This is a genomic window from Oceanobacillus jordanicus (genome assembly GCF_022095695.1).
Classification (GTDB): domain Bacteria; phylum Bacillota; class Bacilli; order Bacillales; family Amphibacillaceae; genus Oceanobacillus_B; species Oceanobacillus_B jordanicus.
Map to the genome: position 1 here is coordinate 147,548 of NZ_JAIFZM010000001.1, position 24,930 is coordinate 172,477.

Annotated in this window: 29 protein-coding genes; 16 read left to right on the plus strand and 13 right to left on the minus strand. The window is 39.9% G+C overall.

Features of this window, described 5'->3' with window-relative positions; genetic code table 11:
* Positions 1–37: 37 nt before the first annotated feature.
* The 6 genes from K3T81_RS00730 (at position 38) to K3T81_RS00750 (ending at position 5,656) form a co-directional block, all read left to right on the plus strand.
* Positions 38–1,066, plus strand: coding sequence for a YeiH family protein (locus tag K3T81_RS00730; RefSeq protein ID WP_420830765.1), 1,029 nt, complete (start codon positions 38–40; stop codon positions 1,064–1,066).
* A gap of 176 nt (positions 1,067–1,242) precedes the next feature.
* Positions 1,243–1,371 carry a hypothetical protein gene (locus tag K3T81_RS19440; RefSeq protein WP_275949811.1) on the plus strand — a complete coding sequence of 43 codons (129 nt, stop codon included), beginning with the start codon at positions 1,243–1,245 and terminating at the stop codon, positions 1,369–1,371.
* Positions 1,372–1,592: 221 nt separating this feature from the next.
* Positions 1,593–1,976: a hypothetical protein gene (locus tag K3T81_RS00735; protein ID WP_036577865.1), complete on the plus strand. Its 384-nt coding sequence runs from the start codon at positions 1,593–1,595 to the stop codon at positions 1,974–1,976.
* A 10-nt stretch (positions 1,977–1,986) separates the two neighbouring features.
* Positions 1,987–4,506, plus strand: a complete 2,520-nt coding sequence (locus K3T81_RS00740) for an ABC transporter permease family protein (RefSeq protein ID WP_238017498.1) — start codon at positions 1,987–1,989, stop codon at positions 4,504–4,506.
* Positions 4,496–5,176 (plus strand): ABC transporter ATP-binding protein, encoded by a 681-nt coding sequence (locus K3T81_RS00745; protein ID WP_238017501.1) that lies wholly within the window; start codon positions 4,496–4,498, stop codon positions 5,174–5,176. The genes K3T81_RS00740 and K3T81_RS00745 overlap by 11 nt, the downstream gene beginning before the upstream one ends.
* Positions 5,177–5,314: 138 nt before the next feature.
* Positions 5,315–5,656 (plus strand): zinc ribbon domain-containing protein YjdM, encoded by a 342-nt coding sequence (locus K3T81_RS00750; protein ID WP_238017504.1) that lies wholly within the window; start codon positions 5,315–5,317, stop codon positions 5,654–5,656.
* Positions 5,657–6,070: 414 nt separating this feature from the next.
* On the opposite strand, the gene sspO is transcribed toward K3T81_RS00750, so the two are convergent.
* From sspO to K3T81_RS00770, 4 genes are all read right to left on the minus strand, one after another.
* Complete coding sequence (gene sspO / locus K3T81_RS00755) at positions 6,071–6,223, minus strand: small acid-soluble spore protein O (RefSeq protein ID WP_036577858.1); 153 nt, start codon at positions 6,221–6,223, stop codon at positions 6,071–6,073.
* 151 nt (positions 6,224–6,374) lie between these two features.
* Positions 6,375–7,358 (minus strand): GMP reductase, encoded by a 984-nt coding sequence (gene guaC, locus K3T81_RS00760; RefSeq protein ID WP_238017507.1) that lies wholly within the window; start codon positions 7,356–7,358, stop codon positions 6,375–6,377.
* A gap of 211 nt (positions 7,359–7,569) precedes the next feature.
* A complete protein-coding gene (locus tag K3T81_RS00765; RefSeq protein ID WP_238017510.1) occupies positions 7,570–9,081 on the minus strand; it encodes a PH domain-containing protein in 1,512 nt (503 codons plus the stop codon).
* Positions 9,078–9,572, minus strand: coding sequence for a PH domain-containing protein (locus K3T81_RS00770; RefSeq protein ID WP_238017513.1), 495 nt, complete (start codon positions 9,570–9,572; stop codon positions 9,078–9,080). The genes K3T81_RS00765 and K3T81_RS00770 overlap by 4 nt, the downstream gene beginning before the upstream one ends.
* A gap of 217 nt (positions 9,573–9,789) precedes the next feature.
* On the opposite strand from K3T81_RS00770, the gene K3T81_RS00775 reads away from it, so the two are divergent.
* The 6 genes from K3T81_RS00775 to K3T81_RS00800 all read left to right on the plus strand — a co-directional run bounded on the left by K3T81_RS00775 (position 9,790) and on the right by K3T81_RS00800 (position 14,686).
* A complete protein-coding gene (locus K3T81_RS00775; protein ID WP_238017516.1) occupies positions 9,790–10,689 on the plus strand; it encodes a DNA-3-methyladenine glycosylase family protein in 900 nt (299 codons plus the stop codon).
* Positions 10,682–11,155: a methylated-DNA--[protein]-cysteine S-methyltransferase gene (locus K3T81_RS00780; RefSeq protein WP_238017519.1), complete on the plus strand. Its 474-nt coding sequence runs from the start codon at positions 10,682–10,684 to the stop codon at positions 11,153–11,155. Before K3T81_RS00775 ends, K3T81_RS00780 begins: the two co-directional genes overlap by 8 nt.
* A 256-nt stretch (positions 11,156–11,411) precedes the next feature.
* Positions 11,412–11,915 (plus strand): hypothetical protein, encoded by a 504-nt coding sequence (locus tag K3T81_RS00785; protein WP_238017522.1) that lies wholly within the window; start codon positions 11,412–11,414, stop codon positions 11,913–11,915.
* 30 nt (positions 11,916–11,945) lie between these two features.
* Positions 11,946–12,647: a GNAT family N-acetyltransferase gene (locus K3T81_RS00790; protein WP_238017525.1), complete on the plus strand. Its 702-nt coding sequence runs from the start codon at positions 11,946–11,948 to the stop codon at positions 12,645–12,647.
* Between the two features lie 115 nt (positions 12,648–12,762).
* Positions 12,763–13,299, plus strand: coding sequence for a sigma-70 family RNA polymerase sigma factor (locus K3T81_RS00795; protein ID WP_238017528.1), 537 nt, complete (start codon positions 12,763–12,765; stop codon positions 13,297–13,299).
* Positions 13,274–14,686, plus strand: coding sequence for a DUF4179 domain-containing protein (locus K3T81_RS00800; protein ID WP_238017531.1), 1,413 nt, complete (start codon positions 13,274–13,276; stop codon positions 14,684–14,686). The genes K3T81_RS00795 and K3T81_RS00800 overlap by 26 nt, the downstream gene beginning before the upstream one ends.
* 255 nt (positions 14,687–14,941) lie before the next feature.
* Here K3T81_RS00800 and K3T81_RS00805 read toward each other — a convergent pair whose 3' ends face one another.
* Entirely contained in the window at positions 14,942–15,304 is a 363-nt protein-coding gene (locus K3T81_RS00805; RefSeq protein ID WP_106898262.1) for a winged helix-turn-helix transcriptional regulator, read from the minus strand.
* Between the two features lie 166 nt (positions 15,305–15,470).
* Here K3T81_RS00805 and K3T81_RS00810 point away from each other — a divergent pair, with 166 nt between their 5' ends.
* Together K3T81_RS00810 and K3T81_RS00815 are read left to right on the plus strand one after the other, a co-directional pair.
* Entirely contained in the window at positions 15,471–16,682 is a 1,212-nt protein-coding gene (locus K3T81_RS00810; protein WP_238017534.1) for an MFS transporter, read from the plus strand.
* Between the two features lie 20 nt (positions 16,683–16,702).
* A complete protein-coding gene (locus K3T81_RS00815) occupies positions 16,703–17,542 on the plus strand; it encodes an aldo/keto reductase (RefSeq protein ID WP_238017537.1) in 840 nt (279 codons plus the stop codon).
* 307 nt (positions 17,543–17,849) lie between these two features.
* Here the strand turns inward: K3T81_RS00815 and K3T81_RS00820 are convergent, their stop codons facing one another.
* Positions 17,850–18,398, minus strand: coding sequence for a flavodoxin family protein (locus tag K3T81_RS00820; protein ID WP_249226000.1), 549 nt, complete (start codon positions 18,396–18,398; stop codon positions 17,850–17,852).
* Between the two features lie 118 nt (positions 18,399–18,516).
* On the opposite strand from K3T81_RS00820, the gene K3T81_RS00825 reads away from it, so the two are divergent.
* Positions 18,517–19,356, plus strand: a complete 840-nt coding sequence (locus K3T81_RS00825; protein ID WP_238017540.1) for a LysR family transcriptional regulator — start codon at positions 18,517–18,519, stop codon at positions 19,354–19,356.
* Between the two features lie 54 nt (positions 19,357–19,410).
* Here the strand turns inward: K3T81_RS00825 and phnE (K3T81_RS00830) are convergent, their stop codons facing one another.
* The 4 genes from phnE (K3T81_RS00830) to K3T81_RS00845 form a co-directional block, all read right to left on the minus strand.
* Positions 19,411–20,202, minus strand: coding sequence for a phosphonate ABC transporter, permease protein PhnE (gene phnE, locus K3T81_RS00830; RefSeq protein WP_238017542.1), 792 nt, complete (start codon positions 20,200–20,202; stop codon positions 19,411–19,413).
* Positions 20,199–20,990, minus strand: a complete 792-nt coding sequence (phnE, locus tag K3T81_RS00835) for a phosphonate ABC transporter, permease protein PhnE (protein WP_238017544.1) — start codon at positions 20,988–20,990, stop codon at positions 20,199–20,201. The genes phnE (K3T81_RS00830) and phnE (K3T81_RS00835) overlap by 4 nt, the downstream gene beginning before the upstream one ends.
* A complete protein-coding gene (phnC, locus tag K3T81_RS00840) occupies positions 20,974–21,762 on the minus strand; it encodes a phosphonate ABC transporter ATP-binding protein (RefSeq protein ID WP_238017546.1) in 789 nt (262 codons plus the stop codon). Before phnC ends, phnE (K3T81_RS00835) begins: the two co-directional genes overlap by 17 nt.
* 87 nt (positions 21,763–21,849) lie before the next feature.
* Complete coding sequence (locus K3T81_RS00845; RefSeq protein WP_238017548.1) at positions 21,850–22,773, minus strand: phosphate/phosphite/phosphonate ABC transporter substrate-binding protein; 924 nt, start codon at positions 22,771–22,773, stop codon at positions 21,850–21,852.
* A 167-nt stretch (positions 22,774–22,940) separates the two neighbouring features.
* Between K3T81_RS00845 and K3T81_RS00850 the strand changes: the two genes are divergently transcribed.
* Positions 22,941–23,228, plus strand: coding sequence for a phospholipase (locus K3T81_RS00850; protein ID WP_238017550.1), 288 nt, complete (start codon positions 22,941–22,943; stop codon positions 23,226–23,228).
* Positions 23,229–23,525: 297 nt separating this feature from the next.
* Here the strand turns inward: K3T81_RS00850 and K3T81_RS00855 are convergent, their stop codons facing one another.
* The 3 genes from K3T81_RS00855 to K3T81_RS00865 form a co-directional block, all read right to left on the minus strand.
* Complete coding sequence (locus tag K3T81_RS00855; RefSeq protein WP_238017552.1) at positions 23,526–23,708, minus strand: hypothetical protein; 183 nt, start codon at positions 23,706–23,708, stop codon at positions 23,526–23,528.
* 75 nt (positions 23,709–23,783) lie between these two features.
* Entirely contained in the window at positions 23,784–24,533 is a 750-nt protein-coding gene (locus K3T81_RS00860) for an HAAS domain-containing protein (protein ID WP_238017554.1), read from the minus strand.
* A gap of 20 nt (positions 24,534–24,553) precedes the next feature.
* Complete coding sequence (locus tag K3T81_RS00865; RefSeq protein ID WP_238017953.1) at positions 24,554–24,862, minus strand: PadR family transcriptional regulator; 309 nt, start codon at positions 24,860–24,862, stop codon at positions 24,554–24,556.
* Positions 24,863–24,930: the final 68 nt, after the last annotated feature.

Here is a 24,930-nt window from a genome sequence, read left to right on the forward strand (position 1 = left end):
AGAGTAGGTGGAGAGAGAAGAAGGACGTGGTTAATTTATGGGTATACATATGGGAAAGACTTTGCAAGAAAACAAGGGGAAAGGTTTTATTACTGGCATTGGGTTAACACTTTTGCTGGCCTTATTGGCAGGATTACTGGCAAAATTGCCCTTATTAGCAATCATGGGCCAGCTCGTTATCGCCATTATCTTGGGAATGATATGGCGGGCGGCATTGGGATTACCTGAAGTTCTACAAAAAGGCGTAACGTTTTCCAATAAAAAACTTTTACGATTGGGGATCATCTTGCTAGGTATGCGTTTAAATCTCGCGGACATCTACAATGCGGGAATAAATGTGTTTATTATTGCATTCCTTAATCTCATGTTTGCGCTTGTGCTTGTTTATTTGTTAGCGCGCTGGTTTGGTGTGGATCGAAACCTAGGAATACTTACAGCATGCGGAACAGCGATTTGCGGGGCGGCAGCTGTTGTAGCCATTGCCCCGATAGTTAAAGCGAAGGAAACAGAAACCGCTGTGGCTGCTGGTATCGTAGCATTATTAGGAACCACTTTCACCTTGGTGTACAGCTTAATCTACGGATTGCTACCATTATCTTCAACAGGCTATGGCATTTTTGCAGGGGGTACCTTGCATGAAGTGGCACACGTAGTAGCTGCCGCGGGTGCTGGAGGAGAAGAGGCCGTTGATATGGCGGTTCTTGTTAAGTTGACACGTGTGGCATTGCTTGTCCCTGTAGCCTTTGTCATTGGTTATCTAGTGCAGAGAGGAAGTAAAAAAACAGCAGGAAACAAACCGGGTCTGTCTATCTTCCCGTGGTTCATTTTAGGATTTCTGGCCATGAGTGGTTTTAATACATTAGGAATTGTTTCAGAGTCTGTAGCAAATAGCATTGTCTCGATTGCTTACATCTTAATTGCAATGGCAATGGCTGGGCTTGGGTTAAATGTAGAGGTCAAGACCTTCCGTAAACTTGGCATGAAAGGTTTCGCTGCAGGTGTGGTTGGATCAGTTTTCTTAGCGGTTTTTGGTTATGGGCTTGTAATGCTTTTTCAACTAAATTAAAGATGAAACTATTTACAGATGTGCTGTATGTATAAAATGGCACATCTGTTTTTTAGTGCGTAAATAGCTATTTGGGGAGGGGTATTGATGGAGTTACTGCCAATTGTCGTTTGGGTGTTATTTATAGAAATGGCTGTTTTCCAAGTATTGCTATCACTTGGCTTTCCGATAGGGGAATGCGCGATGCAGTTTTATTGTTAGGTATGTGCTTTGTTTTAATGCAGTATGCTGACATTGTAAACGGCTTTGACTTTTTTGCAAGTATCTTTGCTGGCGTGGATCATTACTATCATTCTTGGCCTTAACACAATTGCAAACCTAGCTTCTAGAACATTGTAATGAAGCTAATTAACGGAAGTGTATAGTTTAAATGGCAGAAAAAAGGAAATATTTTAAATTTATTATTGAAATATTTGTAAAAATATGTTATATATATCATATACAGCAAATTATGGACTAGATAAGATGTGGAATTAATTTTCTTAATGTTCAGATTGTATGAAAATAAATGGTAGGAGGATTTCTAATGAAAAAAATACTATTAGCTTCACTGTTTACTTTTACACTACTTTTGTGTTTTGCTGGGGTTCAAACTTTTGCTGAGGATACAAAAGAGACAGAAAAGATTGATATTCAGTCTGCTGTTAGAGCATATGTTCCAGGGGTAGTCTATGGAACTCATTATGTGCCAAAAACAGTGACAGTACGTTCAAGTCACGGAGGAAGTAACCACTTTACATTTAGACCGGGTGATGGTAAAGAGTATTCTGGCTATGAAGGTACAAGCAGAAGTTTCACTCATACTTATAAAAACAACACTTACAAAGAGTATACAATATCTGCAAGAGTAACTAACATGGAATATGGTCCTAGTCCATGGGCTTACGGTACAGCCAGAATTTCATATTAGGTGTGAGTATATGAATAGTAAAATAAATTTATACAGCAAGAGAACTTTCTACATAATGATAACGGTGCTTGTGCTAATCATAAGCACCGTTTCCTATACCTTGGCTACTTTAGCGGATGCGAACGAGCAAGTAAAGCAGAATATTACCAATTTTTCGAGGGGATCCTACGATATTTTGCTAAGACCACCTGATGCCAGGACCGATTTAGAACAAAAACTGGGTATCATTGAAGAAAATTATCTTGGCTCAGGGGAGGGGGGGATCACTACAACACAGTGGGAGGATGTAAAAGAACATCCACAGGTAGAAATTGCTGCGCCAGTTGCATCAGTTGGACTATTTACGGCTTTGAAACGTACCTGGATGATCAAAAAAGAAAATGATTTGAGATATTATGGAGTGGATTACAGTACAAGTGATGGCGTAAATGATTATACTTATGGAAAAGAAACTTATATGTATGATTTTAGCAGTGATATGAAATCTATTCACCAATATCCTTCCTCTCTGGAAGTCTTAAATAACTTTTTTATGGAAGAGATAGCATCTTTCTCCTTTCCTATTTCCTATCATCAGGTTGTAGCGGTAGACCCGGTAGAGGAAAGTAGATTAACGGATTATAATTTAAGTCTGTTAAATGAAGGTATAGACGATGGTCTTACTTTAAAATATATAACGAAGCAGGAGCTTGCTATTCCTATTATAAGTTTAAAGGATGTCCCGGTCCCTAATACGATTAAATTAACAGTGGATTCATTAGAGGAACCTACAGAAGAAGAGGTAAAAACATGGTCAAGTAAATTTGTAGACAGTAATCCGATAAAAACAATGGATCTAAATCCGATTCAATATGAAAAAGTGATACAAAACTATATTAGTAAGAAACGTCGACATAATGAAGAGGTGTACGTCTTCCGTCCGGAAGATGGGCCGTCGCCCTTTGAAATTTTACCATTTTATGTAGATGAGAAAGGAAAACTTTCTCCAGATGATGGAACAGGGGAAGACTATTTAGGCGGGAGTAGAACTCCGTTTTCTCAGCAAATTGGTTATAAACTATCTCCTGTCCGATACGATATCAAAAATGAAAAGGAGCTTTCCGTAACCCAAACGGGGATCAACGATGATTATCACGCACCTACATATAGGGAAATTGAAGAGGTAGAGTATTTTAAGCTTAATGAGAATGACGATCCTGTAAACGAACAAGAAGCTTTTGAATTCGCCAATGTAGGTTTTTTCTCTATTAAAGAAAATACGGATAAACTAGCTTCGGCTCCACTTGGTATTTATGGTAGTACCTCTCCATATTTGGCTTCTGACCCTTCAAAGAAGCTTCACCCTTCAGCGGTACCAGGAAGCTTTATTACGACGCCTGCTCATGGGCTTATATCATTGAACTGGGCAGAAAAAATAAAAGGAGAGGCGCCAATAGATGCAATTCGGGTGAAAGTAGCTGGGCTCACAGGGTACGATGAAGAGGCAGCAGCGCTTATTCGAAAACTGGCAAATGAATGGGAAAAGGGCGGATTCACGGTCGATATAGTAGCAGGGGCTTCTTTACAAGAGCTTTCGGTAGATGTAGAGGGTATCGGGGAAGTAATGCAATCCTTTACGACATTAGGAGCAGCAGATACGGTTGTATCTAGTTGGAATCTGCTGCAAGTTGTGATTACAGTACTTTATGTATTGGTTGCATTTATATTTATTGGGTTTACGTTGTTTCATTTACTTGAAGATCGACAGAGAGATGAGCAGCTATTGGCAAGGCTTGGCTGGTCTCATAAACTCATACGCCGGCTACGTTATAAGGAATTAGGGCAAATCCTAGTTATTCCGATGTTACTTGTTTTTATAGGTTTTACTGTCTATGGCATCATCCAGGAAGAATGGCTGCCCCTTATCCTAGCAGTTGGTGTCAGTCTTTTAACCCTTTTAGTATATGCTTTTACGACAAGCATACAGAAACGTAAGCCGAAAAAAGTGAAACAAAGCGGAGGAACTGTTACACAGCAAAATATTTGGTTCTATCGGTTTCGATTATTGGCGTCTGGGTTACAACTTTTAATCGTTACCATTTTGACATGCTTCTTACCCTTTTTCTTATTACAAAGTGTGGAACAAACTACGCAAACGAGACTTGGAAATTACGTTCATGGGGAAGTAGAAGGCTTATTCATTCTCATAATTATCCTGTTGTATGGACTTAGTCTAACTACAGTTTATCAATCACTCAAAAGACTTTGGGAAAAAAGAGAAAATGAAATACAGTTATTCCTATATCTAGGTTGGGGAGCAGGTGCTATTAGAAAATATTACTTAAAAGAAGTACTGTTCTGGGCTGGAATTGCTATTTTGGCAGGATGGATAGGAAGTATTTGTATATCACTTTATTTCTTGGATGTTTCAACTGTCAGCGTTTTGATAGGTGTACTGGGAGCTATTTTCATTTTAGCTCTAACCTTAGCTGGATCACTCTATATATTGCGTTGTTTAGAGAAGAAAGGGGGAAGAAATTTTGCGAATTGAGGTTAAACAAATGAGTAAAACATATCAATCAGGAATAGAATCGGTTAATGTACTAAAAGATATCACGTTTACGATTGAATCAGGAAGCTGGATGACCATTACAGGGCCATCTGGTTCCGGGAAGACGACTTTTTTACGTTGCTTATCGACCATTGAAAAGGCCGATAAGGGTATTGTCAAAATCGGGGACTTAAATGGAATGAACGCAACTGAAGAAGAACGTAGTCATTTTCGCAGAACCTCGCTAGGTTATATCTTTCAGGATTTTCAACTTTTTGAGCAATTTGATGTACTGACAAATGTGATGATCCCTCTATTACCATATATGCCAAAACAAGAAATAGCGGAAAAAGCAAAGCAAATGCTGGAAAGTGTTGGTCTCCTCGAGAGGAAAAACTTTATGCCTAATCAGCTATCTGGTGGGGAAAAGCAACGAACTGCTATTGCACGGGCATTAATGAATGATCCGGAGCTATTACTCTGTGATGAGCCTACTGGGAATCTTGATTTAGAAAATCGTGATAAGATGATTGCAATTTTGCAACAAATTAATAGAAGTGGAGTAACTGTTGTGTTGGTAACCCATGATCCAGAACTTGCTGGAAATGGTGATATTCATGGTTTGATGAGGGACGGGGAATTAACTGAGAAATCGTTGGAAGTATTGTAAAATATTCGGAGGGTGGGACACCTATAGAGAGATCATCTTCTATAGGTGTCTTTTGGTATATATGAAAGCTCGCCAGTTTTTAAAGTCGACCTGCTTGAGATATGGTAAACTAACGGTATGTTAAAGGAGGTTCTACCTATGAACGAACTACCAAGTTGTCCAAAATGCCATTCAGAATATACATATGATGATGGGAACGTTTTTGTTTGTCCAGAGTGTGCACATGAGTGGACGGGAGAAGCAGAAGCGGATCAGCAAGATGAAGTGAAAGTGTACAAAGATGCCAATGGAACGTTGCTTCATGATGGAGATGCCGTTACGGTAATCAAGGATTTAAAAGTAAAAGGTACATCCTCAGTCGTAAAAAGAGGAACCAAAGTTAAAAACATCCGTTTAATTGATGGCGATCATGACATTGATTGTAAAATTGATGGCCTTGGCGAAATGCAGTTAAAAACCAAATTTGTGAAAAAGCTTTAAAGAATATCTCGTACATATCTATAGTGTTACTATAAATTATTCTTCCATTAAGCAGTGTGATCTTGTGCGTTAATGATTCAGGGCTATTCATAGCGTAGGAAATACATGAAGACTCCGGCGGGATTAATAGGCATAGGTGAGACCCCCTTGTGCGAAGCACAAGGTGGCTCACCAGCCGCCCGCGGAAAGCGAAATGTATTTCTGGAGCGGTAATTATAGATCTTACCTAGTTCGCTTAACTTATATAATTAGCCTTATAAAATGAAACTTCAATCAGTGGGGGTTTTCTTTCTTCCACTGATTGTTAGTTGAACGAATCGGGGATGTTAGCGTCTGTTTACTCCCACTAAAAACTCGGCTTCACTTCATGTTTAGAAGTGGGAGTCTTACGGACGGTTGCTCCGGGATAAAAAACTATTGTCTTTTCTTCGTTTTTTTGTTATTCAACTTTTCTGCTGTGGTTAGTGGCTCGTTAGCAAATTCATGGTCAAATTGCTTTGACAATTTTCCTCTAACTGCTTGCTCATCACTCATACCAGCACGCTTTTTCTTTGATTCACTTGGCATTTCAACACCTCCAGGATCTTATTATGACACGGAGACAAAAAAATATGATTAGGGTGTAGAAAAGTGCAGAGATTGGAGACGAATAGAAATAACATAAAAAAGAGGTGCACATTCAAATGTGCACCTCTTTTTGTCTTATATTATTAGGGATTTAGTATACTTTATCGCCATTAAAAATGGAGTTTTTCACAACAACATAATCAACAGTACGGATAGAATCCAGTGTGCTGCCTCCAGCATAAGAAATGGAGGACTGTAGATCCTGTTGCATTTCAGTTAATGTATCGTCAAGAGAGCCTTTGTGCTCGACATACATTTTCTTGCCTTCCACGTTTTTCTTTTCGCCTTTTTGGAATTCAGAAGCAGAACCAAAGTACTCTTTATAAAGCTTTCCTTCTTTTTCAATTGTTTCTCCTGGAGATTCTTCATGTCCAGCGAAAAGGGAGCCAATCATCACCATCGTAGCGCCAAAACGTACGGATTTAGCAATGTCTCCATGCGTACGGATCCCGCCATCCGCAATAATTGGTTTCGTTGCAGCTTTGGCACACCAGCGCAATGCTGCGAGCTGCCAGCCACCTGTACCGAAGCCTGTTTTAATTTTTGTGATACAAACTTTCCCTGGGCCGATTCCGACCTTGGTAGCGTCTGCTCCCGCATGTTCCAATTCTCTAACTGCTTCAGGAGTCCCTACATTTCCTGCGATGACAAAGCTTTTTGGTAAATGCTGTTTAATATGCTTAATCATATTAATCACGGCATTAGAATGTCCATGAGCGATATCGATCGTAATAAATTCTGGAACAACTTCTTCGTTTGCTAATTGCTCAACAAAGCTATACTCTTCATCTTTAACCCCTACGCTGATAGAGGCAATTAGTCCACGGTTTTGCATGTCTTGGATAAATCCAAGGCGCGTTTCTGGTTCAAAGCGGTGCATGACATAAAAGTAACCTTTTTCGGCTAAATGCACGGCAATTTTTTCATCTATAATAGTCTGCATATTTGCTGGTACGACTGGTAATTTAAATGTATGTCCGCCTAGTGTAACGCTTGTGTCACACTCTGAGCGACTGTTTACAACACATTTTGCTGGAATTAATTGAATATCTTCATAATCAAATACGTTTTCCACTTTATACACTCCTAAAACCGAATGTTATTTACGAACTAATAATTATCGTTCGTCTATTGCTTAATTTACACCATTTGCGAGTGAAAGTCAATGAGCTTAGAAGTTACAGACAGAGTGATTATTCGGTTCTGGGGAAAATAGTGCACTATCCAGCCTGGATTATAAGAATACAACAGGCTTTTCCCGGATTTTGTAATCCGAGTCTGTTCGATTACTTCAACTCAATTTCTTGATTTCTATCTTGGTACCATGCAAGAAATTCGTCAGCCCATTCTACCGGTACGTCATCCATGGTAGTGTGTAATACTGGCTTGGCACGGTTTACGGTTGCGAGTGATGCCAACCCAAGCTTCTTTTGTATGATATTTCGTGAGACACCAACCTCTATAACGCTACTGCGCTTGGAAAGAAACAAATTTGTTCCGAAGCCACCTGTTTTTAACTGAATAAATGTATCATTTATGGTGTAGCGTGTATGCTTATAATCCAGAACCCGTGACATAACGATTAGTATTAGTAGGATAATCGAAAAAGCCCACCAATATTCAGAAAGACCAAAAAGGTCAGGCTTCCAGACAAAAAGCACACCAGTAGCAATGATCCAAAACCAACTTGGGCGCAGCATGCGGAACCAAAATGATTCACGAGGTAGGGACTCCATCGAATCTGTCAGTCGATAAGACGGCAGGATTTCCTCTACGAGTTGTTGGGCTTTCTTTACTGGTAAAAAAGGATAAAGGCTATTAACGTCCGCACCATCATCTCCAAGCGCCCCTGCGACCACGAGCTTCACCTCTGCTAGTCCAAGTATCCGCTTCATAAAGGACTGTTGAATTTGAATGGCCTGTACATTTTTCTTCGTAATGGAAAAAGCAGTCTCTTCCAATACCCCTTTTGTGATATACACCTTATCTTTATCAGAAGCAATTTCATATTTGCCATACTTTAAAAAGGTCCAGATTACCCCGCCGATCATTAATAGGCCAACAATTAATATAATTGTCAGGGCAATTAGCCACCAACGATCAAGAATAAATCCAACCATTCCCTCTGCTTGCTGATCGTTAGGAAGAATATCATCAAACTTATTTACTTGGGATCCTAAGATGGGAATTACGGCAAGGAAGCTTAAGGAGGTAAAGGAGGCCTTTATCACCTCTTTTTTCGTTGGACTAAAGTGAACAATACGACCTGTTTCTGCCTCTGATTCAACTTCTGAACCTGGTTTTGTCTCATCCACGGAGTCGACAACGGCTTGATCCGCATCTTCCACCCCCGCGTTTTGCTGAGAAACCTGATTTTCCAGCCGGATTGCCTCAGCTGGTGTCACAACATGAAATGTCACAGAGCTATCATCCCCTTGTGAGCTTGTTTCAAATGATATGGAAGTGACACGGAAAATCCGGTGGAATAACTTGGTTTCTCGCTTCGCATGCTGCACTTTGGAATAAGGTACGGTTTTTCTTTTCTTTGAAAAAACCCCCTCAGTTAAGACGAAGGCTGTTTGTGTAAGTGTATATTTGTTTGTGAACCATTTAAACACGAGATAAATGATTGTTACGGCAACCAATGTCAGAAATGCGATCCTCCCATACTTGACCAGCCAGGAGTCTGAACCTGCTTGAAAAACAAACAGGATGACAATAATAAAAAAGGTGTTTTTAATAAATCCCCAAAGATCATAGGCGATTTGCAAGGGATGGTGTCGTTTGGCTTCATTCATTCCTCCATCTCCTCCACCTTTGCATACTTGGCAATGGTATTTCGCAATTCAGTTGCAACTGCTTTTTCTAGTGCCGGGATGGTATGGGTAGACCCCATCGTTTGGACGGTTACCGCATATAACCCATATTTACGCAATAATGGCCCTTGTTTCGTTGAGACAGATTGTATCTTTGTCATGGGTACAAGCTGGTGTTCTTCCTTTATAGCACCGGATTTCAGCTGGAGAAATTCCTCGCTTATATCGTACCTCCAATGCTTGTACAATAATCCAGGTTTAATATATCCCCAAATGCCGCCAACAATCCCAATAACGACTAACCCGATAAGAATCCAACCAATCCAATAAACCCAAGAAAAGTAATAATCCAAATAAAACAGTATAGATAGCACGATAATACTAATAACGTTGGAAAGGCTTTCGGTAAGCCGCCAGACCTTTACTGCTTTCTTGGAAAGTTTTTTGTTGGGAGATAAAAGACTTTCCGACATATGTAACACTCCTTTTCTACTACGTTGCACCACCATATTTGGTGGAATGTTGCTCATGTGTTTTAACGGTACATGACGTATTACGAAAAGATCAGCTCAAATGTTTCAGCGTATCCAGACGATTCAATAAGTTCCTGGCGTAAAAGCGTCAATATTTTGTTAGAATAGTTAATAGAGAGGGAAAAGACTGCAAGTTAATAGGAGGGAGGCTGTACGAATGCAATGGGAGGATAAGCAAACGTACCTGGAAGCTGGAAGTCCGAGTCACTTTCGTTTTGATGAAACGCTTGTTTTCTTAAAAAGGTCTGATCAAGAGATCCTTCATTTGGTTAAAGGGAGAACCGTTTTTAAAGCGTTGAGGTTGGAGGACGAAGTTGTCTTATTTTCGATTACCGAAGAGGATGGCAAGCTATACATTCAGTTTTTAAACGGAAAATTCAACAAAGCAATCAAGGATTTTGTTGCTGATTATGTAACAAAGTGGTTTGATTTGGAACGTGATGTAGAGCCTTTTTATCAACTAGCACAGCAGGATCCATATTTAAAGGACCTTGTGAAAACGTATAGTGGATTAAGGGTGGTAGGGATTCCTGATCTTTTTGAAGCATTTGTCTGGGCCATCGCAGGACAACAAATCAATCTGACGTTTGCGTATACATTAAAACGCCGATTTGTGCAGCGCTTTGGGGAAAAACTGGATTGGGAGGGAGAGACATACTGGATATTTCCCCAACCGGCAGTTATCGCTGACGTGAACATCGAAATAGTAAGAGACTTGCAGTTTTCTTCCCGAAAAGCGGAGTATGTACTAGATATAGCAAAGAAAATGCGAGATGGTACCTTATCATTACAAGAGCTTGAAGAGAAAAGCTATCCAGAATTGAAAAAAGCGTTACTTTCCATTCGGGGAATTGGTGCTTGGACAGCAGATTATGTGCTTATGAAATGTTTTCAGATGCCCAATGCTTTCCCTATTGCAGACGCCGGCATTCACCAGGCATTAAAACAACAACTTAGCTGGAAGCCAACTGTCGAAGAAATAGCGAACATTGCGAAAAATTGGGCAGGGTGGGAAGCTTACGCAACGATATTTTTATGGAGGTCATTATATGAATAAAGTAGATTATAAGTCGCCAATAGGTGTAATTGAAATAACGGGAACGGAGGAAGCGATCTATGAAGTATCCTACACAGAGAAACAGCAGGTAGAATACGCCTATTCGGACAGCCTTCCTCAGACGCTGAAAGATTGCTATAAACAGCTGGATGAGTACTTTAACGAGGAACGTTTGGAATTTGACCTTCCCTTTAAACTGGAAGGTACCCCTTTTCAACAAGAAGTTTGGCAAGCATTAAGACAGATTCCTTATGGGGAAACAGGTAGCTACAGAGATATTGCGATATCCATTAAACGTGATAAGGCAGTACGGGCAGTGGGAAGTGCGAATAGCAAAAACAAAATTAGTATTATATTCCCATGTCACCGTATTATTGGTACAAGCGGAAAGCTAACTGGCTATGCGGGCGGTTTGTGGCGCAAAGAATGGCTACTGGAGCACGAAAAAAGAATTATTAATAAATGAAGTGGCTCTTCTAAAACTAGTATATAAGGGTAACTTTAAAATTTATTAAGGGGAAATGCTAGGAGAAGAAAGCGTTGGAATGTATAATGCTTTCTGGGGAGAGTTAGTCATACAGACAGCATTTGCTTTAAGTTTAATTTATGAATTCTTATAATAATATGTATAATTTTTAGATTTTCCCTTCCGCTTACCTATAAATATAGTATAATCAGCATAGGTAAAAACAACCAGATTCACAAAGGGAGAGAGAGTATCATTGTTAAAATATATTTTATTGGCAGGTGCCACCTTGCTTATTCTTTTTTTAGTTGCTTGCGCCGGAGAACAAGGGCTGGCAGAAAACCGTAAACGAGCAGCTGATCAGGGTACGCCGACAAATGAAATTAAGGAAGCCGACATAGACTTTTTTACATATAGTGAACAAGAATTATTAGATATTGCACAGGGACTAAAGCAGAAATACGATCAGCTTTTAGGCGCGCAAACAAAAGAAGAGTTTGATCAAGTGAAAATGGATTTATTTACGAAAGAAATGTTAGAAGAAGAGAGTGAACTTATTCAATTCACTGGTCCTAAACCAAAACTAGTTACAGAAGTTAGAAATGAAGTTGTAACGAAAGCTACATCTTATTTCCTTTATGATTTTGAGTATAAAGAAGTCTATGAGGAAGAAGATGGAACGGAAGTAGAGCAAGAAAGCTATTTTTCCCTTGAGATAAAAAAAGAAGGCGATAAATATAAAATTAGTGCAATCCGTTAATCTTTCGCTTAGTAGAAATGAGGGTTGAGAATGGAGCATTTTCATACAATTAAAAGTCCCGGTAAATATTGGCTTGTAGACCAGTTAAAGAAGGACGGCATATCCAAAGAATTATATGAGACTTCATTACACAAACTCGTTAAGGAATGGAAATCGAAAGAGTATGGATTCATTTCAGTGCTTTTAGAGGAAACCTCTGAAGCAGTATTGTTGGATGAGGGATTTAATAAGGTATCGACGATCGTAGAGTATACACGAACGTTGGATAACATAGAAGAACATGCTTTTCCCATTCGCTGGAACAACTTAAGTGAAGGGCGCCTAACGGATCAAGATTATGCAAGCCTCTATGAGCGATGTCGTTCCGGCTCAGCGAATAAGAATAAAAAACAGCCGATAGAGGAAGTAATGAACTCGATAAAAAGCGAGCTTGGTCCTGCTTGGCGAGATTTTTGTTATTCCTTTACTTACGAGGGAGAGGCGTGCGGCATAAGTATCCCTCATATTGAAGAAGGAACAACAGACGAGGGCAGAATGTTCTACTTTGGCGTTGTCCCAGAAATGAGAGGACGTGGATTAGGAGCTTCTATGCATCTAGCTTCCCTATCCCTTCTTAAAGAGAAGAACGCAACCTATTATGTTGGCAGCACGGATACTAGCAACCAAGCTATGATAGATATTTTTATAAAAATGGCTGTACACTCCGTGACCGTAAAGGAATATATCGATTAGAAAAAAAGAGAAAGTAAGAGAGGCTTCCGTAAAGGGAAGTCTTTTTTTCTGTCTAATAATTTATTGAAACTTTTTGAAGGTCTGCTTGCTCTAATGATTGAAAGGGGGCTTGGAAATGGATATAAAACTTGTCAAAAAGGCAATTAAAGGAAATGAAAAAGCATTTGAGATGCTAGTTAAGGCAGACAGTGAAAGAATCTATAAAACGGCTTTTCTATATGTGCGAAATAGAGAAGATGCATTAGATGTAATGCAGGAATCGATATATAAAGCATATATGTCTGTACGATCAGTGAAACGGCCAGAGTATTTCAAAACGTGGCTGACAAGTATTGTCATTCGGACTGCTTTAGACATATTACGAAAAAGAAAGCGACTTATATTAGACGAAGACATTGTACATATGGCCGAAAGTGACCCGGAAAACTTAGACGAAAGAATAGACCTACTTCAAGCAATTACAAAGCTAAGTTCTGAATACCAAACAGCAATTATTCTTTTCTATTTTCATGACATGACAATTTTAAAGGTAGCTGAAACGATGGGAAAATCAGAAAACACGGTTAAAACTTATTTGCGCAGGGCGCGAATTGAGCTTAAAAGTATTCTAAAAGGGGCGAGGTACTATGAACAAGAAGCATTTTCAAACTGAAATGGAGAACATTGATTTCCCCAAGATGGAAGCAGATACAGCAATCGATAAAGGGATACAACGTGCAAGGGATCAGAAAGGAAAAGAGCGAAAAAAGAAATATAAACTTATTTCAACGGTATCCTCAACAGCTGCTGCCTCCTTTTTAGCAGCAGGATTAGTTTTTGCTCCTGTGTCTAATGTACTTGCAGCTGTTCCGGTTATAGGGTCCATCTATGAGAAATATGGATTAAATATTGGTGAGAATTTGTGGAAGGGAAATCTAGTAACAGAGATAAATGAGTCTACTTCTAACAAGGGAGTAGATATCACAATATCGAATGCTTATTATGACGGTAACGTAATTGGAGTGGCTTTTAAGGCAAATGGAAAAGCACTGTCATTAGATAACCTCGGAGAAAATAAAGGACCGGAAATAGGTTACAGCTATCATCTATTTAACGGTGATGAACAAAACCAGTGGTCAAGTGGTGCTACAGGAATAACAGAGACAGAGGAAGGTTATGTCGGTACCATGGAATTTTATAACCCTAAAGCAGATCTTTCCGATATAGAAAGTCTACCATTAACGTTTACATCCATATTAGGAAAAGAAGGAAATTGGCAATTTGATGTTCCAATAGAACAAATTCCAGCGGTAGAAAGTGATGTAGAAGGCCAAGTTGTATGGGGAGGTTACACGCTGGAATTAGAAAAGCTTGTTAAAGGAAAAGCAACCACTATGTTATCTTATCGTACTACACTTCCAGCTAGTGGAAAGCATGATAATATTCAATTGACGGTAACAGATAACCTCGGTAATCGTTTATTCAAGCACCATGCAGACACCATTTCGGCCGAAGAGAATGGAGATTCCGTAATGAAAAACATACGTGAATTGTTTGGCAGCAAGGTAGAGGGAGATGCTAGTAAACTAATCATTCAACCAGAAATCAGACAGTATGAGCAGGAGACAACCGCGTCAATTGATCAGACACTCCCTTTTGAAATTGAAAGTGAACGATTTAGTTATTTTATCCGTGTTACAAATACACAAGTAAAAGATGGCCAGCTTGTTGTTGATTATGCATTAGTGAATGTGGATGATCAAAAACTGTCCCAGGATATAATCGATAACTTTGCCAACTATATTATGCTAATTGAAACAGATGATATACAGACAGGGGAAAGTGGAGAGACAGATCCAAATCAAATGATCAACCATCAAATCAGGAGTGTTAAAACAGAATTGATTAACAATGAATCACTCCAATTTCAATCAAGCTTTCCGGTGGATGCTGCTTTAACTATGAGTGATTACTCGCTAATTGTCCCATTTGGTACATTAAGTTCGAATCAGCCTATTAAAATGGACCCGTTAGAAATAAACCTGGAGGAAAGAGAATAAAGTGAGTACACAAAAGCGATCTGGTAGCTATACCAGGTCGCTTTTGTGTTTGTCTAGAAAATTATAAAATATGTGTTGTGGATAACTAAACAACTGAATTTGCCACGTCCAGCTCCAGCACCCAGAGACTAGCGCGACTTCCCTCACCTCCGTACGATAAGTCAACAGCAGCTCCCTACGGTCGCTGTGTTTCCTTTATCTCCTGTGGCTCAGTCCAGTCCGTACGTCTCTAAACGGGTGCTTGCACTTTTGTTCCTAGTTATTCAAGATGCTTTCTTCAAGTACTTCAGTTTTATCTCCATATACCTTCGTAATGTGGGTTTCGCCCCATGCACATAATGAATCAAGAATCACTTCAAGGCTACGTCCGTACTCGCTTAGCTCATACTCTACTTTTGGGGGCACCTGGTTGTATATGATCCGGTTGATAATACCGTCCTCTTCTAGTTCGCGGAGCTGTTGAGTTAACATTTTTTGCGTAATAGTTGGCATTAATCGCTTAAGTTCACTCGTGCGCTTTTTCCCATGTGTTAGATGACATAGAATGACACACTTCCATTTTCCGCCGATAACCTCCAATGTGGCTTCTACTGATATATTGTATTTTTTCTTCTTCATTATTTGCCTCCTTCTTATAGGTACTAAAAAGTACCTACATTACAAAAAAGTATCTATAGCACTTTAAAGTGCGTTCTTTTCTTTTATACCTGTATGTTACATAATATCATTTGCCGGCAACAATTTACCATCTTTTTTTAAAAATTTAAATACAGGAGGTCATTTTATGGCTTTAGATAAGAAAAGAAGCTTTTTCGCATTAATGGCCTTGGCGGTTAGTGCATTTGCTATTGGAACGACAGAATTTATTAGTGTCGGTCTTCTCCCGCTTATTGCGGATGATTTAGAAATATCCGTTACCACAGCTGGTTTAACGGTTTCCTTATATGCACTTGGCGTAACGTTTGGTGCTCCAATTCTTACAGCGTTGACATCCACTATGTCCAGAAAGGCATTGCTGTTAGGCATTATGATCATTTTTATTGTGGGAAATAGTGTCGCGGCAGGAGCAACCAGTATTGGCGTGCTGCTTGTAGCAAGGGTGATATCTGCTTTTTCCCATGGTTTATTTATGTCGATTGGATCGGTAATTGCCGCAAGTCTTGTAACACCAGACCGGCGTGCGAGTGCGATATCTATTATGTTTACTGGGCTTACAGTAGCGACAGTTACAGGTGTCCCGATCGGAACATTTCTTGGTCAGCAATTTGGTTGGCGATTGGCCTTTTTAACGATCGTAGGAATAGGAATCGTAGCATTTGTGGCTAATAGTATCCTGGTTCCAGCCAATTTGAAACGTGGAACCAAGTCAACGTTTGGTGATCAATGGAAGCTCATTACCAATGGTCGACTACTGCTTGTCTTTGTCATTACAGCTTTAGGTTATGGTGGGACATTTGTGGTCTTTACCTATCTTTCCCCATTGCTTCAGGAGGTAACAGGATTTTCTAGTGAAGTGGTAGCTGTTTTACTTCTCCTTTATGGAGTGGCCATAGCTGTAGGGAATATGATTGGAGGGAAATTATCCAACAAAAACCCGATAAAGTCCCTATTCTTTATGTTCATATTTCAAGCGGTAGTCCTTTTTCTTCTAACCTTCACTGCACCTTTCAAAGTGGCAGGGTTGATCACCATCATGCTTATGGGGTTATTTGCGTTTATGAATGTGCCAGGACTTCAAGTGTATGTGGTGATGCTTGCAGAGCGATTTGTTCCTGGTGGGGTTGATGTAGCTTCAGCGATTAACATTGCTGCATTTAATGCTGGTATCGCAATTGGTTCCTTCTTAGGTGGAATAATTACGGACTCAATTGGTCTATTGCACACAGGTTGGATCGGTGGATTAATGGTCACAGGAGCAGTGTTGCTGACAGCTTACAGTCGAAAGCTTGAAAACAACGATGTAGCAAAGGAAGAATCATTACAGAAGGGTAGTTAAAAAAAGGAGATGGAATTTAAATGGAAAATTTACAAAGTAAGCTGACATTACAAAATGATGTGGAATTGCCTTGGCTCGGTTTAGGTGTCTTTAAAGTAGAAGAAGGGCCAGAGCTTGTGCAAGCTGTAAAGGCAGCTATAAAGAATGGGTATCGCCTAATTGATACAGCGGCTATTTATGGAAATGAGGCTGGAGTTGGCCAGGGCATTCAGGAAGGACTTCAGGAAACGGCTATTAGCAGAGAAGAGCTATTTATCACCTCCAAGGTATGGAATGACGGGCTAAGTTATGATGAGACCATTTCAGCTTTTCATGAATCATTGGAAAAACTAGGATTAGATTACCTTGATCTTTATCTCATCCATTGGCCTGGCGTCGATCAATACAAGGAAGCGTGGCGAGCGTTGGAGGACCTGTATAAGCAAGGGCTTATTAGGGCCATTGGAGTGAGTAATTTCCAAGTACACCATCTGGAAGATTTGGCTAAAGTAAGTGAGGTTAAGCCAATGATCAATCAAGTCGAACACCACCCGAAACTAACTCAAGGAGAGTTACGTCGTTACAGTAAAGAAAATGCTATTCAGTTACAGGCATGGTCCCCACTTATGCAAGGCCAACTTCTAGATCATCCGTTGCTTCAAGAGATTGCAGTGAAGCACGGCAAGTCTGTTGCACAGGTGATTATTCGCTGGGATCTGCAGAGTGGAATAGCAACAATACCAAAATCCACGAAGGAGCGCCGAATTATTGCAAACGGTGATGTGTTTGATTTCAAATTATCAGGAAAAGATATGGAATCCATAAATGCTCTAAATGAAAATCTTCGGGTAGGTCCCGATCCAGATACGTTTAACTTTTAATATAAGGAGGCTCCCTAATTACTTAGGGAGCCTTATTTATCTGTTAAGGCATGAACAGAGGGGGCAATCGATACTTCTAAATCAAATGCCAGGTCTTTTAAATCTTGCAATACATGCCGCGCTTCCTCACTATATTCCGTTAAAGGGCTACCACTACATAAAGGAACCTTGCTATATATCTTTCGAATAGCAATCGGATAGCCGTCCCCTGTTTTGGCTGAGTTGATCTTAATTCTATGAGGTTCATAATGAATAATATGTAGGAGGGATCTTGCTTCGTTTCTTTAGGAGACATGGAAAGAGTTATTTATTTTGTATTCTTTAGCTCTTCATTCCACAGAGAGGCTTTTGCAAGTGCCATGGTGTCTTGTACCACTTCTTTTGGTTTGTTTCCTTTGGCGATAATATAATCGGCAAACTCCATCCCCAAATACTCACAAATTGCTTGAAACTGTAATATTAAAGGAAGAGCAGCTGTTCTAGGGTGAGGATTTTCTCCTGCTGTGATGACATATATTTTTTTACCCTTCATTGCTTCTTTAAAATTTATCCGTTTGTCCTGCATATATTGGCTCCACCTATCAATGAATGCTTTCATCTGAGCTGACATCCCAAACCAGTACAATGGTGTTACAAAAATGATAATATCCTGCTCCAGAAATTCAAAGAACAACGCTTCATAGTCATCCTCTACCTTATCAAATCCACTTGGTACATGGCGTTGATCTATAATAGGTTCAATCTGCTTTTCACGCAAGTAGATCTCTGTATGTTTAATTCCTTCTACAGCTTTATTAACAAGATACTCCGTATTGCCATCCCTGCGTGAACTACCCAATAGTGTCATAATCTTCATAGATACTCAGCTCCTTGTGTTATTGCTAATTCCATCATATAGTATATATATAGTTCAGTAAAACGGATGTTTTTGATATTATAGTTCAATAATATTGAACTTTGGAGAGGGATGCAAAATGGAGCTTAGACAGTTAATAACTTTTATAACGATTGTTGAATTGGATGGATACAAAAAAGCAGCAGGTGAATTGGGGTATGCGCAGTCATCGATTACTGCACATATGAAAGACTTGGAGCAGGAATTAGGGACACCTATTTTTGATCGCCTGGGGAGGAAGATGGTTTTAACAGAAGCAGGGAAGAAATTCCTTCCCTATGCAGAGAAAATCGTCAGGCTCTATGCTAAATCAAAGGAAGCCATTCAGAATACCACAGAGCCTTCTGGACAGCTGACTATAGGAGCTAGTGAATCATTAATGATCTACTGGCTTCCTACGATCATCAAAAGATTTCGCGAAAAATATCCACTTGTGGAACTGACCATGAAATCTATTCAATATGATAATCTCACCGGCCAATTAAAGAAAGGGGATATAGATGCAGCAATTTTGGTCGAAACGTTAAATTTCAATCCTACTGAGTTAGTAACAAACCTGATTAAAAAAGATGAACTTATCCACGTTACAGCTGATGCTGCTATAATGCCAGATACCATGCTTGTAACGGAATATACGTGCAGTTGGCGGCCGTTAGTAGAGGAGTATTTAAAGGGAGTAGGAAAAGAGTTTATATCACGAGTTGAGTTGCCCAGTGTTGAAGCCATCAAGCAAAGCGTACTATGTGGGCTAGGAAACGCGATGCTACCTACATTTACAGTGGAAAATTTCATGAAAAGTGGAGACCTGCAGGAAGTACACAACTCCAAACGTGAACAGGTGGGGATATTTACCGCTATGCATAAAAATAAATGGGTCTCTCCTTCTATGAGAGCGTTTCTAGAAGTACTTGAGAGTTAACCCCAAGAAAAAAGCAGCACCATCGTTCGGTGCTGCTCCTCAAAATACTAAATTTCATACCACTCGCTTACGCAAGAATCCTGATATCATATCAACGAGCACGACCATTACGATAATACCGAGTAGAATAATGCCCACTCGCTCCCAATCTCTCGACTGCATGGCGAAAATTAATGGTGTTCCAATTCCACCAGCGCCGATGATGCCAAGAATGCTTGCCGAACGTAGGTTAATCTCAAAGCGGTACAATGTATAGGATATGAATCCCGGCAGTACTTGAGGGAGAACAGCTAAACGAAGTGTCTGAATTTTGTTCGCACCTGTAGCAGCCAAGGCTTCGGACGGGCCGGGGTCAATTACTTCAACTTCCTCAGAAAATAATTTTCCTAGCATTCCAATGGAGTGAAGGCCTAAAGCTAAAACCCCTGCAAATGAGCCTGGTCCTACTGCTTTAATAAACAGGAGTGCCATTACTAGCTCGGGGAAAGTACGGATAAAACTAAGCATAAATTTCCCAGTGCCTGTCGTAAATCTCGCTCGATTCATATTCTTTGATGCCCAAAAGGCGAACGGAATACATAATATAGCAGATATAAACGTTCCTAGCACTGCTATTGCTAAGGTGTCGAGCAGCCCACGGAGTAGATCCTCGCCCTCAGGCAAGTAAACATAATCCCAGTCTGGTGAAAATATCCCACTAAAAATAGCTTTTGAGATCTGACCGGCAGTATCTTTAAAGCCATCCATGGGAACACCGGAAAATGCCCATATGTAAAGTAGTAAAAGCGATCCATAGATTAATATATATAGTCCAATTTTCTTCTTCGGTTTTTGTGGTCGAATCATAGTAATTTCTCCCTAAGCTTTCCACTAAAGTAGTCAATGATAAGCACAACAACTAGAGTAAAGAGAATAATCGTACTTACCTTATCGTATTCCAAGAAACCAAGCGTACGGTCGTAGTAAAGACCGATTCCTCCGGCACCAACAAGGCCGAGAATTGCTGCGGCACGTATGTTTACTTCAAACGTGTACAGTACATATGTAATAAAGTGAGCGGAAATCTGTGGGATAACCGCACAGCGAATCCATTGCAGCTTATTTGCTCCAACAGCTGTCATAGACTCCAGTGGTCCTTTATCAATCGATTCAATCGCCTCGTATGTTAGTTTAGCAATAATTCCAACAGAAAAAATCCCCAATGCAAAAATCCCAGGCAAGGGACCTAAACCAAAGATGGCTACAAAGATTGCAGCAAGTAAAAGTTCAGGAATCGTACGCACAAGGTTAAGCACAAAACGAACCGGATACCAAATCCAAAAGCTTTGAAAGACGTTACTTGCAGAGAAAAGCGCAATTGGGATTGCGAATACTGCTCCAATGGTTGTTCCTACTACGGCCATACGAATTGTTTCCAGCATTGCTGGTGTGATGTTATTAATATAAGCCCAGTTTGGTGGTACCATATCCACAAGGAGCCCCGTCATATTTGGTAAGCCTGTTAATAACTCTGAGAAAGTGCTATTCGTTTGGTAGGCACTTGCAAAAAGAAAAAGTGCTAGTAAGAAGATGGTGAAGTAAAGCTTTAGTTTTCTTGGTGGTGTCGGACGTAAAGGTTCAGCTAGTTGCGACATAAGGCACCTCTTTTGCTTCTTCCTCAGTGGTTTCTAACTTTTGGCCATAAATTTCTGCTAATTTTTGATCTGTTGCCTCTTCTACCGGTCCATCAAATACAATTTCTCCGGCATTCAGGCCGATAATTCTGGTGGCGTATTGTCTTGCTATATCGATGAAGTGTAAGTTTACTATTGTGGTAATACCAAGCTCTTGATTGATCTTCTTCAAATCATCCATCACTTGCGTTGTAGTCAAAGGATCAAGTGAAGCTACTGGTTCATCAGCCAAAATCACCTTTGCCTCCTGGGCAAGTGTGCGGGCGATGGAAACACGCTGTTGCTGTCCACCAGAAAGCTGATCAGACCTAGTATAAGCTTTCTCTACAAGGTTCACGCGTTCAAGAGATTGTAAGGCAAGCTCCGTATCGGCCTTTGGATAAATACCAAGCATGGTACGGAAGGTAGAATGATAGCCAACACGTCCAGACAGAACGTTATTTATAACCGTTGTTCGTTTTACTAGGTTAAACTGTTGGAAAATCATGCCGATGTCACGACGCATTCTCCTTAATTGCTTCCCGTTTGCTTTTGTAATCGAAGTTCCTCCAACAAAGATTTCCCCTTCGGTAACTTCATGCAATCGATTAATGGAGCGTAAAAACGTGGATTTCCCTGCCCCAGACAAACCAACAATAACGACAAACTCTCCCGGATTGATGGTAACATTGATATCCTTCAATCCCTTTGTGCCATTAGGATACGTTTTGGATACATTTTTAAACTCTATCATGTTAAAACCAACTTTCTTTAGAAATAGGTAGCCAGGACGAAGGATCGCCTGGCTACGTTTTAAGCATATAGGTGGATGATGTAAATGCTATTCCGTCTTTACCTTTTCTGCGTAATCGCGAACGATATCGAAATTGCTATCTTCTGATTCTACATAGCCTTCATGTGTATAAATCTCTTTAATAATTTCATGTCCTTCTTCGTCTTTTCCAATGTCAATAAATGCTTCGGTGATCTTATCTATCCATTCTTGGTCCATATCAGATCTTACAGCAACAGTGTCGTTTGGAATGCCTTCGGTGAATTCAATAATCTCGGTTTCATCAAATACTTCTGGATAATCGCCAGCAACGGTATTACGTGCATCCTGGAATACAACAGCCGCGTCAACGTCACCGTTTAATACGGAAATAATTCCTTGGTCATGCCCTTTTACTGTAATTCCCTCTACATCTTCAAGTGGATCCAACCCAGCATCCATCAATGATGCGGCCGGCCATACATAGCCTGCTGATGATGTAACATCCTGGAAGGCAATTTTCTTTCCTTTTAAATCTTCAAGACTTTCAATACCAGAATCCTTTTTTACAACAAAGATAGATTTATAAAAATCAACAAGTTCATCTGTTGGTTGTCCCGTTTCGTCTTCTACTCCGTAGCGTTGTGCCTGGAGCATTACCTCTGCGGCACCTTTATCTTTTGCAAGTACGTAAGCTGTTGGTGGTAAGAAGCCCACATCAACTTTTTTAGAGTCCATTGCTTCAATGATTGTATTGTAGTTGGTTGATACACTAACTTTAACTGGGATATCCAGTCTCTCGGAAAGCAACTCTTCCAGTGGTTTTGCCTTCGCTTCCAATGTATCTGCGTTTTGAGATGGAACGAATTGAACAGTTAATTCCTCTGGTTTGTAGCTACTTGACCCCTCTGCCTCTCCAGAATCTCCACACCCACTTAGAATTCCAGCAGCTAGTCCGACAGTTAAACCTAATGTTGCAAACTTTTTAAGCATATTCTACCTCCACATGATAAATGTTTTGTGCCTCTTTAATATAACAAGCAATTATTAAGCCAATTTACAGTTAGTGTAAACAATATGTTAAAAATTTCTAGAAGTGTGAAAGCTGCATATACCTTCTGTTGCCTTATGGAATACCTTGTACAAAGGAGGTGGCAATAGTGAGAGGGAGGAGTTGCAGGGGGATTTGTTTCCCGAAAGGATATAGGTACTGTGGTCCGGGGTGTAGCGGACCGGGACCGCCAATTAATGCGGTTGATGCTGCATGTCGAGAACACGATCGTTGCTATAAACATTATGGTGGGCCGAACTGTATGTGTGATCGCGTGTTTATGGAACGGTTAGCTAAAAAAATTAATCCATACACGAAAGAGGGTCGACATGCACGCATTCTCTACCAATATATGAAAGTACAATCCTTTGTTGGGTGTGGGTTTCATAAAAGGTAAGGGTTTTTCTGAAAAAAGGCATAAAAAAGAACCGTCTCCTTGATGATCTGGATAACGATTCTGGTGTTTCGTACGATATAGATGGTCTTTTTTTGTCTTGGTTTTTCTTGTTTGGAGATCTAGCTCAGTATATGGACTGCGTAACTTTGCTGGATCCATTCTACCTTCCCTTATCTGCTTTTGCCGATATTTTTGTGCTTTTGATCTACTCATGTTATCACTCCTCAAATGTCGTTCTTCTAAAGTATACCTTATCTTACCAGGTGCTGCGAGCTGTTTAAACGCAGCACCTGCAAATTATGCCTGCATATTTTGGAAAAGAGAAATGGTTAGTATTAGAGTCGATAAGCAACCTGCATACATTAACGTTATTATTTTTCTTTTACTTATCTCTTTTTTTGGATTTAAAAGCTCTCGAGACGCTGCAATCCATATAACAATCGAAATGAGAGATATTATTGTAATAACATCTGTGGACATAATTAGTCCTCCCATAATTTATATTCTTCAATTCTGTTGCTTTGTTTCTAAACGAGGCAATGCGTTTATGTACGACTATTTACTTTTTTTTGCTGTGAATAGAACATATGCACCAATTCCAGCATAGGTGATGATCGTACTCCAAATTAGCATTGTCTCTTCGTTCATACTCGTAAATCCAAGTAGGTATTCTGGTAGAACGAGAAATGCAGCAATTACTGGTAGAACGAGCGTTTTCGCCCATATAGATATGGATATTAGAAAAACAACTGTGAGGCCACCGGCTATCCATGTTCCAATTAAGCCGAACTCTACTACTGGTGTGGTGATGGATCTAGTTGCAAATTCAAGTCCAATAAATAACCCCAGAGGGACGATTGCGAGTAGGAAAAATAACAGTCCTTGTATACCGTAAGTAAGGGATCGAGACGAAACGAGCTTAAATACCCAGAAGGTAAGCATAATAAAAAGCAAACTAATTACAAGAGAACCACCGATTTCTAACAAGGAATATGAAATTGGACCATTAAGTATGTCACCAATAATAGAAATCGAAAAGACGCCGGCAATGATGATCACAAAATACTTCATCCATGTTTTATAGTCAATTTTCATTTCGTTTGATAATTGCTGCATGTAGGTTTTCGGAGATTTGCCGATAATATCCTCGGTGGACTTCCCTCGCTTCTCTGCTTCTATTAAATGATCTTCAAGCTCTGTGACGATTTCCTCGATTTCCTCTTCCTTTTTTCCACTGGAAAACAAATAAACACGCAAGTCTTCAATAAATGTCTGGCTTCTTTTAGACAATATAACTTCTTTCATCCATGATTTCTCCTCTCTTACTATATTTTTTTGTTTAAAACGTTGTTAACCGTCGTTTGTAGGTCGCTCCACTTGGTTATGAAAATTTCTAGTTCCTGTTCCCCTTTAGGTGTCAGGGTATAATACTTTCGTTTTGGACCCGCAGTAGATTTCTTTAAAGTAGATGTTACGAGCTCTTCCTTTTGCATTCGCAGTAGTAGTGGGTAGATGGTTCCTTCGCTAAAGGAATGGAATCCATAGCCTTCTAGCTTTTCTGCCAACTCATATCCATAAACCTCTTTCTCGCTTATGATTGAGAGCAGACAACCATCAAGAATCCCCTTCATCATTTGTGTTGTGGACAAGTATTTTTCACCTCATTCATCTATATCTTGTTATACAAGGTATACAGTGATTA

Coding starts and splice junctions, on each gene's coding strand:
- K3T81_RS00730 (WP_420830765.1), top strand. CDS start 38: ATGGGTATACATATGGGAAAGACTTTGCAAGAAAACAAGGGGAAAGGT.
- K3T81_RS19440 (WP_275949811.1), top strand. CDS start 1,243: ATGCGCGATGCAGTTTTATTGTTAGGTATGTGCTTTGTTTTAATGCAG.
- K3T81_RS00735 (WP_036577865.1), top strand. CDS start 1,593: ATGAAAAAAATACTATTAGCTTCACTGTTTACTTTTACACTACTTTTG.
- K3T81_RS00740 (WP_238017498.1), top strand. CDS start 1,987: ATGAATAGTAAAATAAATTTATACAGCAAGAGAACTTTCTACATAATG.
- K3T81_RS00750 (WP_238017504.1), top strand. CDS start 5,315: ATGAACGAACTACCAAGTTGTCCAAAATGCCATTCAGAATATACATAT.
- sspO (WP_036577858.1), bottom strand. CDS start 6,223: ATGCCAAGTGAATCAAAGAAAAAGCGTGCTGGTATGAGTGATGAGCAA.
- K3T81_RS00765 (WP_238017510.1), bottom strand. CDS start 9,081: ATGAATGAAGCCAAACGACACCATCCCTTGCAAATCGCCTATGATCTT.
- K3T81_RS00770 (WP_238017513.1), bottom strand. CDS start 9,572: ATGTCGGAAAGTCTTTTATCTCCCAACAAAAAACTTTCCAAGAAAGCA.
- K3T81_RS00775 (WP_238017516.1), top strand. CDS start 9,790: ATGCAATGGGAGGATAAGCAAACGTACCTGGAAGCTGGAAGTCCGAGT.
- K3T81_RS00780 (WP_238017519.1), top strand. CDS start 10,682: ATGAATAAAGTAGATTATAAGTCGCCAATAGGTGTAATTGAAATAACG.
- K3T81_RS00790 (WP_238017525.1), top strand. CDS start 11,946: ATGGAGCATTTTCATACAATTAAAAGTCCCGGTAAATATTGGCTTGTA.
- K3T81_RS00795 (WP_238017528.1), top strand. CDS start 12,763: ATGGATATAAAACTTGTCAAAAAGGCAATTAAAGGAAATGAAAAAGCA.
- K3T81_RS00800 (WP_238017531.1), top strand. CDS start 13,274: ATGAACAAGAAGCATTTTCAAACTGAAATGGAGAACATTGATTTCCCC.
- K3T81_RS00805 (WP_106898262.1), bottom strand. CDS start 15,304: ATGAAGAAGAAAAAATACAATATATCAGTAGAAGCCACATTGGAGGTT.
- K3T81_RS00810 (WP_238017534.1), top strand. CDS start 15,471: ATGGCTTTAGATAAGAAAAGAAGCTTTTTCGCATTAATGGCCTTGGCG.
- K3T81_RS00815 (WP_238017537.1), top strand. CDS start 16,703: ATGGAAAATTTACAAAGTAAGCTGACATTACAAAATGATGTGGAATTG.
- K3T81_RS00820 (WP_249226000.1), bottom strand. CDS start 18,398: ATGAAGATTATGACACTATTGGGTAGTTCACGCAGGGATGGCAATACG.
- K3T81_RS00825 (WP_238017540.1), top strand. CDS start 18,517: ATGGAGCTTAGACAGTTAATAACTTTTATAACGATTGTTGAATTGGAT.
- phnE (WP_238017542.1), bottom strand. CDS start 20,202: ATGATTCGACCACAAAAACCGAAGAAGAAAATTGGACTATATATATTA.
- phnE (WP_238017544.1), bottom strand. CDS start 20,990: ATGTCGCAACTAGCTGAACCTTTACGTCCGACACCACCAAGAAAACTA.
- phnC (WP_238017546.1), bottom strand. CDS start 21,762: ATGATAGAGTTTAAAAATGTATCCAAAACGTATCCTAATGGCACAAAG.
- K3T81_RS00845 (WP_238017548.1), bottom strand. CDS start 22,773: ATGCTTAAAAAGTTTGCAACATTAGGTTTAACTGTCGGACTAGCTGCT.
- K3T81_RS00855 (WP_238017552.1), bottom strand. CDS start 23,708: ATGTCCACAGATGTTATTACAATAATATCTCTCATTTCGATTGTTATA.
- K3T81_RS00860 (WP_238017554.1), bottom strand. CDS start 24,533: ATGAAAGAAGTTATATTGTCTAAAAGAAGCCAGACATTTATTGAAGAC.
- K3T81_RS00865 (WP_238017953.1), bottom strand. CDS start 24,862: ATGATGAAGGGGATTCTTGATGGTTGTCTGCTCTCAATCATAAGCGAG.